Here is a 16,620-nt window from a genome sequence, read left to right as displayed (position 1 = left end):
ATTATTCTCCTTTTTCAAAATCAATGGTCACAATTGTCCCCCCAGACTGATGATTTCCCATCTGTATTGTGCCTTGTAATTCATGAGTCACTAAATTTCTAATAATTTGTAATCCTAATCGCTTGGATGCATCCAAAGAAAATGACTCTGGCAGTCCCTTGCCATCATCGCCTAAGGTTATCAAAATACGCTGATTATTGTCCTGTACCGATAATGTGATATGACCATCTTGTGTCCCAAGTCCATGCTCAATGCTATTAGATATGAGTTCATTAATAATCAAGGACACATAACTCGCTTGATGTGAGGAAATGATAATATCATCTCCTATATAATCACATTGCACCTGTTGCTTTGGTAACAGCATACTATTTTTTAACAATCTACTAAGTTCATCATAAATACTACGAATAGAAATATAATCCTCATCATAGTGGGATACGATGTCGTGTACCAATGCCATACTTTCAATTCGAGAGATTCCCTCTTGTAATGCTTTTTTAACCTCATTAGAGTCTGATCGTCTAGCCTCCATGCGAAGCAGTCCTGCTACGGTTTGCAAATTGTTTTTTACGCGATGGTGAATCTCTTTAATAACGGAATTTTTTACTAATAAAGCCTGTTGTTGTTTACTTTCACGTGTCATATCCTTTAAGAACAAAAAACTACGGCTCAAACCGCGCCCAAAGAATACGGGAATGACCGTTTGACGAACCACAATATCCTGGTATATTTCCTCACTAATGGCCCCTTGTCGTTCAGTGAGCACTTTTTTTACAAAGGACAACTTCAAGGAACTGCCATAAATAGATGACCCTACTAATCTCCGATCAAAGCCTAGTAAATTAACAAGTCGAGATGCCGATTCATTACCATACATGATGGTGCCCCCTTCATCAAATATGATAACCCCATCCTGATAGGATAGTGGTTCATAAAGGCTCTTTGGATTATCCAATATATCTTGTGGCATTAACATAGACATATATGTGGTCTCAGTTAAAAGAAGAATTTGTTGAATAATATTTTCATCAGCCACACTTTCTATATGAGGATTTTTAAATACGAGTCCCCCTATCACCTTACCACCATTATCTACAATAGGATAGGTAATAATAAATGCTAATTTTCCATTTTGCTCCTCTTGAAAGCCCTGTATAGGTTGCCCTTCAGACAACAGCTGTGTCCAAATGGGAACAATCGTAGCAGATAATGATTTACAAGCAATACCCTGCTTTATAGGGTAGATTTTCAAAAATCCCCCCTCTTGATTTGCCGTAAACATATACACAGCATGCTGTACCACTGATTCAGCAAAAGGGATAAACTCAGCAATCCGCAACAACAGGCTAACTTGTGGCTCAGACAGATTGGTATCTTTTAATAATGTACTTTGTATATCCATTATTTAATCGACTCCACCCAAGATACGGTACCAATATCTACACTTGGTTTTGCATTTAATGATAAATCAGAAAATTTACCTGCCTGTGCCATGTAATACGCACGACATCCAATCATAGCTGCATTATCGGTAGATAAGATTTTGTGCGGTTCATAATACATAAATCCATTTCGTTCGCACATTTCCTTAATAGCCTTCTGTAACCCCTTATTGGCGGATACACCACCAGCAATGGTGATTTTCATTTGCCCTGTACGTTTTGCGGCATCCTCTGTTTTTTCCACTAATACATCAACCAATGCTTTTTGGAAGGATGCGGCAACATCGGCCTTGTTAATTTCAATATTCTTCTGCGCTGCACTATTTAAATAATTTAATACGGCAGATTTTAATCCACTAAAACTAAATTCAAAGTTACCAGGCTCACTCAATGCTTTCGGAAATTCGATAGCCTCAGGGTTACCTTCCATAGCAATGTTATCAATATGCGGGCCACCTGGATATGGAAATCCCATAACACGAGCAATTTTATCAAAAGCCTCTCCCGCTGCATCATCGCGAGTTTGACCTAAAATTTCAAATGTTTCATAGTCTTTTACGACCACGAGCATAGTATGACCCCCAGAGACTACAAGGCTCAAAAATGGGGGTTCTAGTTCTGGATTAGCTAGGAAGTTAGCAAAAATATGACCTTCCATATGATTTACACCGATAAGAGGAATGTCCGTAGCAAAGGATAAACCTTTCGCCGCTGCCACACCTACTAACAAAGCACCTACTAATCCTGGGCCATAAGTAACACCGATATGATCAATATCTTGTAATGTTACATGCGCATCTGCCAAAGCTTGGTCGATAACAGGGATGACTTGTTCTATATGATGACGCGAGGCCACCTCTGGCACAACGCCACCAAATTTTCTATGAATTGGAATTTGACTAGATATAACATTGGATAAAATTGTACGACCATCCTGCAAGACAGCCGCCGAAGTTTCATCACAACTACTTTCTAGTGCTAATGTATATACACTCATTGTACATCCTCTTTAATTAAAGACATGATATATGCGTCTTCAACAGGTTCTTGATAATAATGTTTCCGCAATCCTTTTACGGTAAATCCTAAGCGTCGATATAGTGACATGGCAGCCACATTCGATACGCGCACCTCAAGAAAAATTTCAGCAACACCACGTTTAAAACATTCTTTTACAAGTTTTCGAACAAGCATAGCCCCATAGCCTTCACGGCGCGCACAAGTACGAACGGCTACATTAGTGATTTGCCCTTCATCTGCCACAAGCCACACTCCAGCATAGGCTAATAATTGTTTATTTTCCTCAACTACGAAATAGAGTTTATGTCCAGGGTTTTCTAATTCATTCACGATGGAATCCATGGACCAAGGAATAGAAAAACATTCTTCCTCAATATCGAAAATTTCTTCCGCATCGGAAACCTCTGCTAGTCGAATAATCATAGATCCACCTCACTAGTCTTATCAGTTGTTACTGATACTTTAGCTATATCACCTGTATGGTTTGTAGCATCTATATACGTAGAGTCATCTAACGATGTTAATACATTGGCTGTTTTCACGGTCTCAATCACGATAACTGTAGAATTTTGTGCCAGCATATCAACATTGTCTTTATGCTTTTCTTCCCACACAACTTCAGCCTCAGAGCGACGAATATAGTATGGCACCATCGTCATCGGATTTTCAGTTTCACCAGCTTCAATCTGTGGCATTGCTGCTAAGACAAGCGAACTTGCCTTAGGTATAGTTGCTGTCATAGGTGCAATACGAATATGTGGTGTATCGTCAGGCATCAATTTAGTAATACGTTTAATGCCATCCCCAATAAATGTTATGGAATGACCATCAGCCACCACCTCATTCATAAGATCTACTGCAGCTTTCACCATAGGTAATTGAGTACATATCAACGAATTGTCTTGCCATTCATAACGCGCTTCATAAACATTTTTCTTTTGCGCATCGATAAGAACAGAAATAATACCCTCACAATATGGCAAATTATAGGCCATTCCGTCCATAGTCATTACACCATATAAAGGAATGTTGAGGGCATAGGCCATCGCCTTGGCTGTACCCATACCGATACGTAAACCTGTGAAAGAACCAGGACCAGTACTGACCACAATTCCCGTCAAATCAGATTTTTGTTTCCCCGTCATATTAAATAGGGCATCAATATGTGGCACCAATTGTTCAGAATGAGTAAAGCCTGCTTGCATAGTGATTTCACCAATCACTCTAGTTTCATCCACCAGAGCTACACTTGATACTAGGCTACTTGTTTCAATTCCTAACCACATATTGACCTCCAATTTGGGCTAATTCATCATCACTGAGGATGTCACTAGCCATCATGATTTGACGTTCACTCTCGCCAAGACGTGTAATAGTAACCCATAATGTTTCATCTGGCAATTCATGAGGAAATTTATTTGCCCATTCAACAATACTAATTTGGTCTTCTGTATATTCGTAGAATCCAATATTTTCTAATTCACACACATCATCCAAACGATATACATCAAAGTGATATAATGCTTGACCATGCGCCTCATAAGTATTCATTAATGCAAAGGTAGGGCTCGTCATTTCCTCTTTAATGCCAAAGCCTAATCCAATACCTTGAGACATATGCGTTTTCCCAGTTCCTAAATCACCTATGAGAGCCACACATAAGGGTTCTTGGCGTTCTTGTAAAAATGCACCTAATTGCTTTCCTAATTGAGTTGTATCCTCCACGGAGTGTGTTTGACACTCCACTCTATACTTAGTTTCCAAAATGATTATATCCTCTCGCCTCTAGCGTTTCTATTTTCCGTTCCTTCGTCACCATTTGTACAATATTATTACCTTCCAATACTTGACCGATAATAGTGATTTGACCTATTTTTTTTAAAGTGTCTTCCAACTCCTTTGGTGCCGTAAAAACAAGCTGAAAGTCTTCTCCACCATATAAGGCATAGTCAACGGGACGTGTGCCTAATGACTTTGCTAACGTATAGGTCTCTTCATGAAGTGGTACTATTTGTTCATCAATGACAATATTCACGCCTGACGCCTTAGCAATTTCATGTAATTCACTAGCTAGGCCATCGCTAATATCATTCATACTTGTTACACCATGCATGCGTAGAGCTTGACCTAATTCAATTTGTGGATCAGGACGTTGATGACCAAGTATCGTCATGTCATAGCCATCATAACCATACGATAAAGCACCTAAGCCTGTAGCAGCATACCCAACATAATTGGTAACCCCTACAATATCTCCAGGTCGTGCACCACTACGTAGAACAGCCGTACCACGAGGCACCTCACCTATAATCGTTACAGTTAATACGATGCCCTCTTGAGAGCTCACAGTATCGCCACCAAGAATATTTACATGATGTAGTTTACATTGATCTTTTATGCCCTTATAGAATTCATCTAATATGGCCACATCTAGTGCCTTTGGTGCTGCCACAGATAATACAACTTGTCGTGGAATACCACCCATAGCTGCAATATCACTAAGATTGGCAGTCATCAGACGATAACCTACGTCATAAGGTGTCATATACCGCAAGGAAAAATGAATTTCCTCAACCATCGTATCAATGGATACTAATTGTTCCATCTCAGGATTTGCCTTATAAATGGCACAGTCATCGCCAATGCCTGTCACCACCGTAGATGCATCGTTAATCACATCTGAATTAATACTATCTATGAAATTAAATTCACCAATATCTTGTAATTGCATAATAGCTCACATTTCTAAACTCATATAATAATCTAACTTATACTATATCAAATTTTACAAAAAATCTGTAGCAATTAGATTGCTACAGATTTCTTTTACTCTAAAGAGTCATTATTTAATTAAATTTTTCATACGTGTTAATGGTTCAGATGTATCAAAAGAAGCAATAGACTTAACTTGTTTTCCATCAACCACAAATAGAACACTGTTAATATCATCAAAGGAGGTAAGTGTATTAACGATGGCTGCTAATTGTAATTTAACAGTCAAATCGCCCCCTTTACCAGCTGCAAAAGCTTTATTTACCTCTACCGTTGCAACTTTATCCTTAACAGTAACAGAGCTAATTTCAATAGCTTTATCAAAGATTGGATATTTATGACTACGATCAGATTTTAACATCGCTAACAATGCTGCTTTTGGCGTGCTCTTATCTGCAGAAATCTCTACAGATTCTTGGGTAACACCAGATGCATCCTCAGTAGGTATAAAATAAATCATTTTAACAGATTCACTAGAGCTACTTTTATCAAGTTTTCCAGTTGATGCATCCTTATTTGCTTTAGTATCTTGCTGTACTGTTTTTTTACTAGAATCAGCTCCTGGGATAGCCATATCAGAACTACAACCAACGGCTGACACAGCTAATATGGCAATACACATAGCAGATACTAATCTCATTTTTAACTTCATAGATTAGCCTCCAAAGTAACTTGCTAAACCTGCTGCAATTTCTGCGGCAAAGCTTTGTTGTGTTTTTGTTGTATTCAATGCTGCCTCTTCAGTTGGATTAGAGATGAATCCAAGTTCTACCAAGATAGCTGGCATATCGGAATGACGTAATACATACAAGTTCCCCTCTTGAATACCACGGTCACCATTAAATTTTGGTTCATTCATGATTTGATCTTGTACTCGTTGAGCTAATTTAGCATCATACCCAGTTTTACTATAATAATAAGTTGCAATGCCACCTACGCTAGGATTGCTGAATGCATTAATATGAATACTTACAAAAGCATCAGAATTATATTTATTTGCTACATTAACACGAGCTTGTAACTCATCTACACCACTCGCATTGGGTGCATATACATCAACGTCAGTTGTACGAGTCATATATACTTTAGCTCCACGTGCTTCTAAATCAGCCTTTAAGTATTTAGCAATTGGCAATGTAACTTGTTTTTCTTGTAAACCATTAGGCCCAATAGCACCTGGATCGCTACCACCATGCCCAGGATCAAGAGTAATAACTTTACCTGCTAATCCACCAGAAGTTTTGTAATTACCATTAGAACTAATTGTTGTTGCAGCACCTGTCGAAGTTGAGCTTGTTTTTTTAGTGGAACTCGAACTAGACTTAGCAGTTGTTTTCTTACTGCCATAATAGTTACTTTTAGGTGCAACCCCTTGTTTTTGTACATCCATCACTATACGGTATGGTTTATTATTAACCGTATCCTTTTTCAAAGAAAATACTTTAATTCCATCTGTATCAAGAGCTTTAGGTGTTTTAATAGTTACATTTACATTTTTTCCAACTTGTGTCAACTTAGCTGAGCTAGCAATGGAGGAGTCCATTGTCATCGATGACTTTACCTTACCAATTTTGGTATTCTTTAATGTAACGGTCGTCGTTTTTCCATCTTCACTAATAGATGCACTAGCTTTCACTGGTGCAGATAAATCCATTACCATCCGCACATATGGTATGGGTGCATCATTTCTAGTTACCCATCTTGCATCTTGTAGAGTGGCCGCCTGTGCCTCAAATCCCATAAATGGAATCAACATAAGAAGGGCAAAGAAAAATAAGTAGAGTTTTCGCAAAACATTCACTCCAATCAAGTTCAAATCCTAGTACATCATTGGTGTAAATTAATTCATATAATTTACACCACGTGGTACGCTATCATAATTTTAATGTCATATCTCAATTATAGTCTGATTACATCGTAATAAGATGAAGATTTACTATTTATTTTCATAAATAACATTCGATTGACTAAATGTCATTAAGATAACAATATATTCACAAAATCTCATTACGTCAGTTATTTATTATACCACAGAATTCCGCTCTAGGTACACAGTCAATGTACATTCAAGTCCTTAAATCCCTCTATCAAAACACATAAAAAAGGGATATATACAATTTACAGCATATATCCCCTATATATATGACCTTATATGGTATATTATGAGTAAAAATTTTTTTACTACTTTATCGTTCTGTCTCTACTTGCCATGTCTTTCCATCTGTACTAATGTGCACTATACCCATCGTGTCAGTTCTATAAATAGAAACCTTTTCTTGTTGTAACCTAGTTAATGTTTTATCCCCAGGATGATTATAACTATTATGTAAACCTACAGAAATAACACCAATTTCTGGGCGTACAGATCGGATAAACTTTGTAGGTGAACTATGATCAGAACCATGATGCGCTACCTTGAGAACACGAGCAAATAATTTACTATTCTGCTCCTTCACCAATCGAGCTTCTTCAATCTTTTCAGCATCACCAGTAAATAGCATAGAAAATTTACCAAATTTAAACTTTCCCACAATAGAATTATTATTCAAATCAGGTTTCCCTTTTGAATCCTTAATAACGTCCTCCCACGGGGCATAGACGATGAAAGTTGAATTACTTCCAAAATCTACCACATCACCTTTATGTAAACTATGATGTCTAATATGATTTTTTTCGATGATTCGTCGATAGGAATTTTCCACCGTTGTTTTGGTGATTATACCATTGTCATAAACATTTTCAATTTCAAAATTTTTAGCTATGGCTAAAAATCCCCCAATATGATCCTCATGTCCATGAGTAATAATAATATTTTTAAATTTCTTTACCCCTAATTGTTGCAATTGAGCCACTATATTGGGGCGATGTGCCACATCCCCCGTATCAATCAAGCTATATTCATTTCCGACCTTAACGAGGAATGCGTCACCTTGTCCAATATTTAGAGCATATACATGGACCGTCCCCTTAGCTTCATTAGGATAATCGTCACGCTCTTGATCATTGACTGAACTTTCAGCAGCCCCGTTTGTCACATTTAGTACACTCGTGGCTTGATCTAAAATAATATTCGCTGCACTTTCATTGTTACATCCTGCTAGTGAAAGTACGAACACAAGGAGACACAAACAATATGTAATTATTTTTTGTATTGATTTCATTCACACACTCCCAATAATATAATCTCTATCTACTTCTAAATACATAGACTACACTGAATATACAAACAATATACTAAACATTCAGTGAGGGAGAAAGCAATTCGCTAATAACACTCCCTATACGAACACTCACATCACTAGGAGTATATCCCCACAACTTTTTTGTCCCTAAGCGATCTGCAGTATAACTATGTAAAAACGTACCTATAAGTGCTGCTTCATTTACCTCATATCCTTGTGCCACAAAAGCCGAAATCATACCGGTTAGCACATCACCCATTCCTCCGGTGCCCATACCTGAATTACCAGCCATATTTATATAAATCGTCCCATTAGGCAATGCTACTAATGAAGGAATGCCCTTTAAGACAAGAACAACATGTTGTGCTATAGCAAAGTCACGAGCACTTTGAACATAATTCTTTTGAATGTCTAAAATTGAGCGCCCTGTCAATCGACTGAACTCACCTAGATGCGGTGTCATAATAGCTGGATGAGAGCGAGATTGCAAAACTCCATTCGTCTCTCCATTAGCCATATCTCCCAAAGCATAGAAAGCATCGGCATCAAGCACAATAGGCCCATCATAGGTCGCTAAAAATTCGAGTACTATTTGTGCCGTTTCCTCACGTCTCCCTAATCCAGGGCCCAATGCCAGCACACTCTTATCTTTTACCAAATCCATTATATCTGACACACTGCGAAAAGAGGCAGTCATCACCTCTGGCATAACTTTATTTTGCAACGTACGTAAACAATCGTCTGGTACAGCTACAGTTGTTTTACCTGCCCCACTATGAACAGATGCCTCGCCAGCCATCAAAGGTGCCCCAATCATACCATTAGAACCACCAATAACTAGAGTGTGCCCATTACGGCCTTTATGGGCTATTGCACTCCTAGGACGCAATAGGGTCTCTATTAATCTAATATCTAATCCCCACGTATTGTGATAGGCTTGATAATTTTGTAACACCTTCTCAAAGGGGATACCTAAAGGTTTTACAATTACATGCCCAGCATACTCTTTACCAGGATACAAACATACGCCTTGTTTGGTAGCGCCAAAAGTAATCGTATAATCAGCCTTAAAACTAGAGTGAGATACCTCACCTGTATTAGCATTTACACCAGCCGGTATATCAATGGACCATTTACTGATAGAATATAATTCACACTGAGATTGTACTATTTCAATAACCTCCTTCATCTGAAACCGCAATTCACCTTTCATTCCAGTTCCAATGAGACCTTCCACAACCGCCCATATAGTATGCCATGGAATATCATCTAGTGATGTATAGATTGCTATCCCTAACTGCTTAACCATATGTAATTGCTCTTTAAATAGCTGAGAGCCCTTTTGACTTTCACCAAAAAGATATATACAAACAGGAATTTCTAGTTCCATTAAATGGCGAGCTGCCACAAGACCATCAGCACCATTGTTACCATTTCCAGAGAGAAATAAAATAGATTTTGCCCCTTTGTAATGATTGGCCAAAACTTGTGCCACATCAGAACCTGCATTTTCCATGAGATACCCTAATGGAATTCCGTATTTTTCTGGCGCCATACGGTCAATGTATTGGGACTCTTCCTTTGTTAATATTCGCATGTTTTCACCTCAATCAATCTGAATTTGAACTATATGTCCTCATTACGGTAGTGGGTTAGAGAAAATATCTATCCATGATTTACTAGTATCTATTTGCTCAAAATAACTTGAGCCATTGCTATGTTCTGACAATGACTAATAGATACTTGTACATCACTATACCCCCCTTGTTCAAATATATTTTTAAATACCCCAGATATTGTAATATAAGGGGCTCCTAATTCATCATGATCAATTTGAATCTCTTGCCAGGAACCATAACGCATTCCTGTTCCTAAAGCCTTCAAAAATGCTTCTTTTGCAGCGTAAAGGCCTGCAAAGGACTCATATTGATGTTTCCCCTTACTCTTACAATAGAAAACCTCTATAGGTGTATATACGCGTTCTATAAAGGCATTATTTCTTTCAATAGCCATTTGAATCCGTTCAATTTCAATTATATCAATGCCTAGTTTCATGCATCCTCCTCGGATGAGTGTAATACAAAATACAAGAGCTGTATACTCATTATACACAAGGCCTTATAAATAGACAAAAAAAATCCCAACCCTATTGATACAACAGGATTGGAACTTTATTAGCTTTATGGTGCCGGAGGTGGGACTTGAACCCACACGGTGTTACCCGCTTGATTTTGAGTCAAGTGCGTCTGCCATTCCGCCACTCCGGCACATCGGAACAATTGCTATTATACCGAAACGACTATACCTTGTCAACAATTTTTTTTACAATTTCCATATCTTCATCATTCTGCTGCTTCCAGGTTAATGCTACTACAGTAATTACGCCATGTTCTATGCGTTCTACATCCGTAGGAATATCGTCCTTATCAAACTCTAAATGACCGCCAATCCAAAAGTATTCATCCCCGCGACGACTCATGCGAGCATCAATAATATCTGTATATCGCTGGAATCCTTGACTTACAACCTCTACATGATCCCAGTCACATGGGCCTTCCAATGGAAAATTTACATTTAAGAGACCATGAAATGCTTCCTTTACAAATATTTGCTCAATAAAAGACTTAATAAATGGCAACATCTCTTCCCCACGTCGAGAACTGTATTTTCTCACTGAAAGCGCTAACCCTGGTATATTATAGAACATGGATTCCATAGCCCCTGAAACAGTGCCTGAATACAGTACATCAGATCCTAAATTAAATCCATGATTAATACCCGATATCACCAGGTCCGGCATATCATCTACAAGTAAATAACTCATAGCTAGTTTCATACAATCAGACGGTGTTCCTGTAACTGCCATCAATCTTGGGTTTGCTGTATCATCGCTAAATTTACGAATCTTTAAAGGTGTTTCAATCGTCAAGGCATGTGATTTGGCACTTTGCTCCACTTCGGGTGCCACAACTGTGACTTGATAAAATTGTGCTAAATAATCGGCCATATCACGAAGGCCGGGCGCTAAAATACCATCATCATTACAAATTAAAATATGCATATATACCTCTATAAATTATTAATTCTACACTATCTAAAACCATGTATCCTATAGGATAACTCTAGTGAGCTCACATATAATCATCATATGAACTAACATAGTATAACTTTCATGAGATTATTATACTTGAAAATTCCTCTCTATAGCAAAAAGCAGCCGATCAAAATCGACTGCTTTCATATTATTTTTTATTCATGTTGCCCATACGAGTTAATTTCACATCCTCAAGTGCAACGGCACGAGTATGAATCGTATGAGACCAAACCTTGTTGTAACGGCGGAAATAGCCAAGAATATTGACTGGAACCCAGGAGTACACAAAGAGTGGATATAACAAATAATAGAACCAAATTTTTGGTGGCACCTTAATTTTAAGGAGTACAATCAATGGGAAAAGATATTGTCCTACCCCAATGATGGTCCACACCGTTACTGGCATAATTTGATACAAAATATTTGTATAAATTGGGTAATATCCATTGATGTAAGATAATACTAAGTATACGGTAGATAATAATAAGAAATATGGCTGACTCACTTGGAAAATCCCATCAAGAATCATAATATTTCCAGTTTTTACACCTATGGTAAAGAGTTTTGGAATATATCGCTCTGCACATAGAAATTGCCCCTGTGCCCAACGAAGACGTTGTTTACAAGATGCCATCATAGTAGTTACTTTTTCATCATATACAATAGCATCATGAGCCCAACAAGTACGAATTCCATGAGTCAATAACTTCATAGAGAATTCCATATCTTCTGTAAGGCTGTTACATTCCCAACCATAGTCTCGAATGATAGAGGTGCGAATACACATACCTGTGCCACCCAATGCAGTAGATAAACCCAATCTGTATTTAGCTAGATGCCACATATGATTAACCATCCAAAACGCAATAGAGAATGTACCTGCTACCCAAGAGTCTGTAGGATTTTTGGAGTTCAAATACCCTTGAATAACAGATTCACCTTTTTCAAGATGATCATTCATTTCCAAGAGAAATTGTGGATGCACTAAATTATCAGCATCAAAGACAAGATAGGCATCATATTTTCGTTGCATTTGTTCAACGCGCTCAAACATCCACCCCATAGCATAGCCTTTGCCTACTTCTTCTTGGTTAAAGCGTTCATGCACTAAGGCCCCTGCTTCACCAGCTACTTTTGCAGTATTATCTGTGCAGTTATCTGCTACCACAAAGATATCATAGAGTTCATCAGGATAATCTAAACTGCGTAGATTCTTGACTAATTCTCCTACTACAACCTCTTCATTATGCGCACAAATAACAACGGCAAAGGAGTTTTTCGGTGTATAGTTTTTATGTACGCGTTGACGCCACATGCCTACGACGGCCAACACAAAATAATAAATCGTGTAAATTACGATTATTACCTGCATAGGAATCAATAGTAGATCCAGTAGGTAATCCATGTAATACAACCTCCACCTTACTTGCGAATAACTAAGTTAAGTGCTGAGTTAATCAAGCCAAATAACACATAGCCAGCAAACAACAATACAGCCCAAGCGTGATAATCACAAATCAAGCCCAATACTACCAATAGACCAACAATACCTATGGCAATTTTTTGAATACACAAAGAACTATGACCTTTAAAATCAGGATATTTTACTTCGCTAACCATCAAGATGCCTACGCAAATCATAGAAACCATCAAGACGATTTGAGGCACCATAACACCACATAATACATAGGTTGCTGCCAAACAACCAGCAGCTGGAATTGGTAACCCTTGGAAATACCCATGTACCTCTTCTGTCATAATATTAAAACGGGCCAATCTGAAAGCACCCAATACAGCAAATGCTAACAATGGTACATAAGCGTACCAACCTAAACCATATAGTTCTTTCACATATAACATATATGCAGGCGCTACACCAAAGCCCACAACATCAGCTAGCGAATCTAATTCACGGCCAAATGGACCTGACACACCTAAAGCTCGAGCCACGCGCCCATCCAAACCATCTGCCAATAGAGACAACAAAACACAGATTGCTGCATATGTTGTTTCCCCTTGTGCAGATAATGTAATCCCAATAACGCCAAAAGCTAAATTGCTTCCGGTAAACAAATTAGGAAATATTGATTTATTCATGACCTAACCTCCCAATAACTGTATCTCCGGCAGTCACATGTTGACCTTTTTCAACAAAAATTTCAACATCTTTATCCATATAGATTTCTGTGCAAGAACCAAACTTAATCATTCCATACAGTTGTCCACGTTTCAATACGCTATCTAGGTCAGTCCAAGATACGATACGTCTAGCCAAAAGACCAGCAATTTGTGTTACTAGTACTTTTGTGCGGTCATTTTCAATACAAATTGTGTGGCGTTCATTTTCAAAACCTACTTCATCCTTATAAGCTGGTAGAAAGCCACCTTCTGTATATTGACGATATATAATTTTTCCATCGATAGGTGCACGATTAGCATGCACATCAAATACAGATAAGAAAATTGTTACTTTTTTACAATCACGATGCAAATATAAATCTTCATATACATCGGCAATATCCATAACTTTCCCATCCGCAGGAGATAGAATCAAGTCTGGATCTTGAGGAATTACGCGCTTTGGATTTCGGAAAAAATTGACAAAGAACAGTGCCAATATAAAGGGAATAATTGCAATATAATAATGTCCAAAAGCACATAATAGTACCGCTATTAGGAGCATGGCACCAATGAGCGGAAAGCCTTCTTTTATAATAGGACCTGTGGGCACGTTGCACCACCTCTCTAGCGTTTATTTTTAATAACAGTAAGCATAAATTTAGGTATGCTCATCATACGACCAATACGTTTTGGTTCTAAATATAGACGATATAACCACTCTAAACGATTATGTTGCATCCACTCTGGGGCACGTGGAATATTACCAGCTAATACGTCAAAGGATCCACCAATCCCCATAGCCACAACACCATCAAGATGGGACAATTTATGTTGAATCCACTCTTCTTGTTTTGGTATGCCCAGTGCTACAAATATGATTTTGGCGCCACCCTCTTCGATAGTACGAATAATATTCGTTTCTTCTTCAGCATTAAAGAAGCCATCATGAATACCAACGATATTCAATGGACCTACTTCTTGTTCTATATTAGACACTGCTTTTTCTGCCACACCCGGTGCAGCCCCCAAGCAATATACAGGAATCGATTGTTCACTAGCGACCTTAAATAGACCTTTAGCTACATCGATACCAGCTACACGTTCTGGGAAATGTTCTCCATTTTGTTCTGCTGCCCAAAGCACACCTGCTCCATCTGGAACCACTAGGCTAGCATTCGCTAATATTGTATGCAAAGAAGGATTACTATTGGCAAGCATAACCATTTCAGCATTAGCCGTGGCTACAATATGTAGCCCCGGCTCGTTCATCATCTCTTGAACACGCTGAATAGTTTCGTCCTTCGTAATAACATCAATTGGCACAGACAATATATCAATACGCTTGCGCAATATAACACCTCACTAAAACCTTTATCATAATCTGTTTAAAATAATCAGTATATATTTATACAGAAAAATATATCCAACCTATAATTTATAACATATTTTTTCTAAATATCCAACCAGAAAATTTTACAATCCACAGTAAAAAGGATTATAAACCACTATAGTTAGGAGCCTCTACAGTGATGCTAACATCATGTGGATGACTTTCTTTCAAACCAGCTGCTGTAATTTGCATAAATTGTGTATTATCCATCATTTCTTGAATGTTATGGCAACCACAATAGCCCATGCTGGCACGAAGACCACCAACCATTTGGAAGATAGTATCTGCTAACATGCCTTTGTAAGGTACGCGACCTTCGATACCTTCTGGAACGAGTTTTTTCGCTTCTGTTTGGAAGTAACGATCTTTACTGCCCAATTTCATAGCCCCAAGACTGCCCATGCCACGGTATACTTTATAGCTACGACCTTGGTAAATAACAGTTTCCCCTGGGCTTTCATCAGTACCAGCCAATAGGTTACCCATCATTACAACATTAGCACCAGCAGCGATAGCTTTTGCAATATCACCAGAGTATTTAATACCGCCATCGGCGATGATAGGAATACCATAACGACGAGCTACTTTTGCTGATTCGTATACAGCAGTGATTTGTGGAACACCAATACCAGCGATAACGCGAGTTGTACAAATGGAACCAGGTCCAATACCTACTTTAACAGCATCAGCACCAGCTTCGATTAACGCCTCTGTACCAGCTGCAGTAGCTACGTTACCAGCGATAACTGGAATATGAGGATAGGCTGCTTTAATTTCTTTTAATGTACGCAATACACCTGCAGAGTGACCATGTGCAGTATCTACAATAATTACGTCAGCTTTTGCAGCTACTAATGCATCGAGACGATCGTACATATCTTTAGATACGCCTACAGCTGCACCAACTAATAAACGACCGCTACCATCTTTAGCGGCATTAGGGTATTTTGTAGCTTTTTCAATATCTTTGATAGTAATCAAGCCTTTTAATTCACCATCACCATTAACTAAAGGTAATTTTTCAATGCGGTGTTCACGCAAAATTTGTTTAGCTGTTTCTAAAGATGTACCTTCTGGAGCCGTTACAAGACCTTCTTTTGTCATACAAGCACCGATAGTACGAGTCATATCAGATTCAAAACGCATATCGCGATTTGTAATGATACCAACCAATTTCCCATTTTCAGTCACAGGCACGCCAGAAATTTTATATTTATGCATCAATTCTTCTGCATCAGATAACAAATTTTGTGGACTCAAATAAATTGGATCTACAATAACACCATGTTCAGAGCGTTTTACCTTATCTACTTCGTGAGCTTGTTCTTCAATAGACATATTTTTATGAATAACACCAAGACCACCTTCACGCGCCATAGCAATGGCCATACGGGACTCTGTAACGGTATCCATACCAGAACTAATCATAGGAATGTTTAACTTAATGTCTTTTGTTAATTGTGTAGATAATTCTACTTGATTTGGTAGTACATCAGATGCTGCTGGAATTAATAAAACGTCATCAAATGTTAAACCTTGAATACCAAATTTATCTTCTCTCATGGTACTTTCCTTTCACTTATATAAAACTAAAAA

17 protein-coding genes and 1 tRNA gene are annotated in these 16,620 nt (G+C 38.1%); all 18 read right to left on the bottom strand.

The window, feature by feature from the left end; genetic code table 11:
* Position 1: 1 nt before the first annotated feature.
* Entirely contained in the window at positions 2-1,405 is a 1,404-nt protein-coding gene (locus tag RVY80_RS03485) for a sensor histidine kinase (protein WP_295192715.1), read from the bottom strand.
* Positions 1,405-2,442 carry a tRNA (adenosine(37)-N6)-threonylcarbamoyltransferase complex transferase subunit TsaD gene (gene tsaD / locus RVY80_RS03480; protein ID WP_295188157.1) on the bottom strand — a complete coding sequence of 346 codons (1,038 nt, stop codon included), beginning with the start codon at positions 2,440-2,442 and terminating at the stop codon, positions 1,405-1,407. The genes RVY80_RS03485 and tsaD overlap by 1 nt, the downstream gene beginning before the upstream one ends.
* The gene (gene rimI, locus RVY80_RS03475; protein WP_317329691.1) at positions 2,439-2,888 is read right to left on the bottom strand and encodes a ribosomal protein S18-alanine N-acetyltransferase; all 450 of its coding nucleotides are present in this window, start codon (positions 2,886-2,888) and stop codon (positions 2,439-2,441) included. The genes tsaD and rimI overlap by 4 nt, the downstream gene beginning before the upstream one ends.
* Positions 2,885-3,751: a tRNA (adenosine(37)-N6)-threonylcarbamoyltransferase complex dimerization subunit type 1 TsaB gene (tsaB, locus tag RVY80_RS03470; RefSeq protein WP_295192713.1), complete on the bottom strand. Its 867-nt coding sequence runs from the start codon at positions 3,749-3,751 to the stop codon at positions 2,885-2,887. Before tsaB ends, rimI begins: the two co-directional genes overlap by 4 nt.
* Positions 3,735-4,229 carry a tRNA (adenosine(37)-N6)-threonylcarbamoyltransferase complex ATPase subunit type 1 TsaE gene (gene tsaE / locus RVY80_RS03465; protein WP_295188163.1) on the bottom strand — a complete coding sequence of 165 codons (495 nt, stop codon included), beginning with the start codon at positions 4,227-4,229 and terminating at the stop codon, positions 3,735-3,737. Before tsaE ends, tsaB begins: the two co-directional genes overlap by 17 nt.
* Positions 4,219-5,196: a thiamine-phosphate kinase gene (gene thiL / locus RVY80_RS03460; RefSeq protein WP_295188164.1), complete on the bottom strand. Its 978-nt coding sequence runs from the start codon at positions 5,194-5,196 to the stop codon at positions 4,219-4,221. Before thiL ends, tsaE begins: the two co-directional genes overlap by 11 nt.
* 111 nt (positions 5,197-5,307) lie before the next feature.
* Positions 5,308-5,889 carry a GerMN domain-containing protein gene (locus tag RVY80_RS03455; protein ID WP_317329690.1) on the bottom strand — a complete coding sequence of 194 codons (582 nt, stop codon included), beginning with the start codon at positions 5,887-5,889 and terminating at the stop codon, positions 5,308-5,310.
* A gap of 3 nt (positions 5,890-5,892) precedes the next feature.
* A complete protein-coding gene (locus tag RVY80_RS03450) occupies positions 5,893-7,029 on the bottom strand; it encodes an N-acetylmuramoyl-L-alanine amidase family protein (protein ID WP_317329689.1) in 1,137 nt (378 codons plus the stop codon).
* Between the two features lie 394 nt (positions 7,030-7,423).
* Entirely contained in the window at positions 7,424-8,398 is a 975-nt protein-coding gene (locus tag RVY80_RS03445) for a ComEC/Rec2 family competence protein (RefSeq protein ID WP_317329688.1), read from the bottom strand.
* Between the two features lie 73 nt (positions 8,399-8,471).
* Positions 8,472-10,016: an NAD(P)H-hydrate dehydratase gene (locus RVY80_RS03440; protein ID WP_317329687.1), complete on the bottom strand. Its 1,545-nt coding sequence runs from the start codon at positions 10,014-10,016 to the stop codon at positions 8,472-8,474.
* A gap of 89 nt (positions 10,017-10,105) precedes the next feature.
* The gene (acpS, locus tag RVY80_RS03435; protein WP_317329686.1) at positions 10,106-10,474 is read right to left on the bottom strand and encodes a holo-ACP synthase; all 369 of its coding nucleotides are present in this window, start codon (positions 10,472-10,474) and stop codon (positions 10,106-10,108) included.
* A gap of 128 nt (positions 10,475-10,602) precedes the next feature.
* Positions 10,603-10,686: transfer RNA gene (locus RVY80_RS03430), tRNA-Leu, on the bottom strand.
* A gap of 32 nt (positions 10,687-10,718) precedes the next feature.
* Positions 10,719-11,480: a 5'/3'-nucleotidase SurE gene (surE, locus tag RVY80_RS03425; RefSeq protein WP_295194004.1), complete on the bottom strand. Its 762-nt coding sequence runs from the start codon at positions 11,478-11,480 to the stop codon at positions 10,719-10,721.
* Between the two features lie 181 nt (positions 11,481-11,661).
* Positions 11,662-12,918 (bottom strand): glycosyltransferase family 2 protein, encoded by a 1,257-nt coding sequence (locus RVY80_RS03420; protein WP_317329685.1) that lies wholly within the window; start codon positions 12,916-12,918, stop codon positions 11,662-11,664.
* A gap of 17 nt (positions 12,919-12,935) precedes the next feature.
* A complete protein-coding gene (gene pssA / locus RVY80_RS03415; RefSeq protein WP_295194005.1) occupies positions 12,936-13,610 on the bottom strand; it encodes a CDP-diacylglycerol--serine O-phosphatidyltransferase in 675 nt (224 codons plus the stop codon).
* Positions 13,603-14,244: a phosphatidylserine decarboxylase family protein gene (locus RVY80_RS03410; protein WP_295188177.1), complete on the bottom strand. Its 642-nt coding sequence runs from the start codon at positions 14,242-14,244 to the stop codon at positions 13,603-13,605. Before RVY80_RS03410 ends, pssA begins: the two co-directional genes overlap by 8 nt.
* Before the next feature lie 14 nt (positions 14,245-14,258).
* Positions 14,259-14,984 (bottom strand): WecB/TagA/CpsF family glycosyltransferase, encoded by a 726-nt coding sequence (locus tag RVY80_RS03405; protein WP_295188179.1) that lies wholly within the window; start codon positions 14,982-14,984, stop codon positions 14,259-14,261.
* A gap of 145 nt (positions 14,985-15,129) precedes the next feature.
* Complete coding sequence (gene guaB, locus RVY80_RS03400) at positions 15,130-16,587, bottom strand: IMP dehydrogenase (protein WP_295188182.1); 1,458 nt, start codon at positions 16,585-16,587, stop codon at positions 15,130-15,132.
* Between the last annotated feature and the right edge of the window lie 33 nt (positions 16,588-16,620).

It is taken from the genome of Veillonella absiana (genome assembly GCF_032970865.1).
Classification (GTDB): domain Bacteria; phylum Bacillota; class Negativicutes; order Veillonellales; family Veillonellaceae; genus Veillonella; species Veillonella absiana.
The sequence above is the reverse complement of the archived record's forward strand: the minus strand, read 5'-3'. Positions and strand labels throughout refer to the sequence as shown.